The organism is Methylobacter sp. (assembly GCF_004322395.1).
Taxonomy (GTDB): Bacteria; Pseudomonadota; Gammaproteobacteria; order Methylococcales; family Methylomonadaceae; genus Methylobacter_A.
Genome location: NZ_SCTW01000014.1, coordinates 1 through 3,114 on the forward strand (window position 1 = coordinate 1; position 3,114 = coordinate 3,114).

Consider the following 3,114-nt stretch of genomic DNA (forward strand, 5'->3'; position numbering starts at 1 on the left):
CATCAGCCAGATCACCTACGAACCCGACGGCCAAGTCAACGGCTGGAACTGGGGCAACAACCAGCAGAGCGAACGCTTCCACGACCTTGCAGGGCGGCCCGTGATCGTCAGCCTGGGCTTTGACGCCCAAAGCCAACTGCCGAACAGCCGCACCTACGGCTACGACGCAGCCGGACGGCAAACCAGCGCGATCGACGACATCGATCCCCAGCTAAACCAACAGCACCAATACGACCAGCTCGACCGATTGACCTCCAGCCAACGCGGCGAATCGGCACAAAGCCGCACCGACTACAGTTACGATCTGAGCGGCAATCGCACAGAAAAAATAACAGATAGCGCCACACTGCACAGCTACAGCACCGATGCCAACAGCAACCGTCTGCAAAGCCAGAGCGGCGCACAAACCGTCAGCTACAGCTACGACCCGGCAGGCAACCTCATCAGTGACGGCACCTACAGCCACAGCTACAACGCAGCAGGAAGGCGCATCGCAACCACCCATACCGCAACAGGGCAAACCACCCAATACGGCTACGACCCGCTCGGCCAGCGCATCAGCAAAACCCACTTAGGCAACACCAGCCAATACTTCTACGATGAACAAGGCCACCTGACCGGTGAATACGACGCCACAGGCCAACTGGTCCAGGAAATCATCTGGCTGGGCGACTTGCCGGTGGCGGTGCTGAAACCGGCAACACCAGCAAACCCCACAGCCACCACCGACCTCTACTACATCCATGCCGATCATCTGGGCACGCCAAGAAAAATCACCCGGCCAGGAGACAACCGGGTAGTCTGGATCTGGGAATCCGAAGCGTTCGGCAACAGCTTGCCGGATCAGAACCCTTCCGGCTTAGGCAACTTCGTATTCAACCTACGGTTTCCGGGCCAGTATTACGACCAGGAAATCGGGTTGTTTTATAATGTCTTCAGGGATTATGATCCCCAAACCGGGAGGTATATCGAGAGTGACCCGATTGGCTTGGCTGGTGGGATTAATACTTACATTTATGTCGGCGGGAACCCGGTTAATGATATTGATCCAGAAGGATTAATATCATGGCAAGCGATTATTGAGTTGTTTTTTCACTCAAAAGACGCAGGAGCAGATTCAGATATAACTCCACTGAACTGTCCTGAGAAATATTTTCATCTAAATTCAAATGACGCTATTTCCAACTTTGGCATTTATGAGATATATATAAACGGCAAGTTGTATAAAATAGGAAAAGCAGATTTAGATAGAATAACCCAGTCATCAGGATTACCAACTCGCCTGCATCAACAAGTTAGGGAATTAGAAAAAACATATGGGAAAGGTAACGTGCCAGCACAAGTGGTAGAAAATTTAGGAGAGATAACAACAAGGGCAGCGAAAGCAGCAGAAAATGCTCGCATCAGTGATATTTTTGGGCAAACTGGTAGTATCCCACTAGGCAATGAAAGAAGTTACAAGCCATGAGAATCTTTGTAGGGCAAATTTATATACAACCCGGCATAAATTATCCTTTTTCGCATATCTTTCAAAAATGGATTAGCGAAGAGCTAACTAAATTGGTAAAACCGTCTGAATTGTTTTTAAAAAAATACAGCGGAGATTTTAACGTTATTTTTAGGCTAAGTGCTAAATCCGAAATAAATAAAGCAGAAATTAGAGGTCCGACGATATTCAAAAAAGATAAAGACATCGAGTTCACCATCTTTTTGCCACACAACGGGAAACCTGCTAACAAACACGAGGATTGCAAACAGCCATTGGAAATATTTTTTGATTGTGTTGTAAAGGTGCTTGAATCCTTATCAGTTGATGGTTCAGAAATTAAGGAACACCTAGATGGTTTAGTCGATAAAGCTATTTCAGACGAAACAATGTTTACTTCCACGTGATGGGGTATTTTAAGGCCTTAAGGCGTAATAGCCTTGGCGTATTGCGCCGGATGTTTTGTTTCCACACAACCCTTGCCCTGCCTAGGCGAGGGTTTTTTATGCAGGCCGGCATGGCCATAACGTCAAAGCCTTGGCTGACTAATTAAAGTACGGTTCTGCTGCCTTAGCGGGTATTTGGGCGGCACAAAATTTCTCAAGCACTTAGGATGCCCAACAGTGTGATAATGAGTGCAATAATGAAGATCAGTTATCTGATGATGCGTTAGTTTGTCGTGGAGGACGTTGTACTTCAAAAGAAAATCCGGGGTCAGGCCTTACATTTGACATGAAAGCCATATTGATTTAATTTTTGATCAGCTTAATTTTATATTGAATGTACAGATGGCGAGGCCTTTAAGAATTGAGTTTGCCGGGGCGCTGTATCATGTGACTGCGCGAGGTAACGCTCGGGAAGACATCTATCGTAATGATGTTGATCGTCAACAGTTTTTGATGTTGCTGCAGAATACGGTCAATCGCTACGATTGGTATTGCCACGCTTATTGCTTGATGGACAATCACTACCATTTGCTGATTGAAACCCATACGCCAACCTTGTCCAAAGGCATGAAGTTCCTCAATGGCACGTACACGCAATATTTCAATCGACAACATCACCGTGTCGGTCATGTGTTTCAAGGCCGGTTCAAAGCCATACTGGTGCAGAAAGATTCCCACTTGCTGGAATTGGCGCGTTACATTGTTTTGAATCCGGTGCGTGCTCAGAGGGTACGTAGCGCCAAAGAGTGGCGGTGGAGCAGCTATCGTGCAACGGCTGGATACAATGAGAGCCATGCCTGTTTAACCACCGAATGGATACTCGCCGGATTTGCCGAAACAAAAGACATCGCCCAGCAACGCTATCGCAATTTTGTTCAAGAAGGCAAAGGACAGCCTTCACCCTGGCAACAGTTGAAAAACCAGATTTTTCTAGGCAATGACGACTTTGTAGATACTATGCAATGCAAGCTCAACCCGGAACAATCGCTTAAAGACATACCCAAAAAGCAAAAACAGGCTCCTGTAAAACCATTAAGCTATTTTGCTGAACGATATAAAACCCGTGACGAAAGTATGACTCAAGCGTATTGGAGTGGACACTATACACTTGCCCAAGTAGGTGAATATTTTGGCGTGAGTTACGCCACCGTGAGCCGGGCAGTGAAACAGGCGGAAAAGAAG

Annotated in this window: 3 protein-coding genes; all 3 read left to right on the forward strand. The window is 47.0% G+C overall.

Translation table 11 applies throughout. The features are described from left to right. Positions 1-1,468 (forward strand): RHS repeat domain-containing protein (locus EPO18_RS02410; protein WP_292430010.1); only part of this gene is annotated, 1,468 nt, incomplete at its 5' end. Further along, the gene (locus tag EPO18_RS02415) at positions 1,465-1,893 is read left to right on the forward strand and encodes a hypothetical protein (protein ID WP_292430012.1); all 429 of its coding nucleotides are present in this window, start codon (positions 1,465-1,467) and stop codon (positions 1,891-1,893) included. The genes EPO18_RS02410 and EPO18_RS02415, both read left to right, overlap by 4 nt. A gap of 381 nt (positions 1,894-2,274) precedes the next feature. After that, the coding region (locus EPO18_RS02420) for a transposase (RefSeq protein WP_292430015.1) at positions 2,275-3,114 on the forward strand (840 nt) is incomplete at its 3' end.

Bases quoted from the DNA above. Each gene is read 5' to 3' on its own strand.
- EPO18_RS02415 (WP_292430012.1), top strand. From the start codon at position 1,465: ATGAGAATCTTTGTAGGGCAAATTTATATACAACCCGGCATAAATTAT.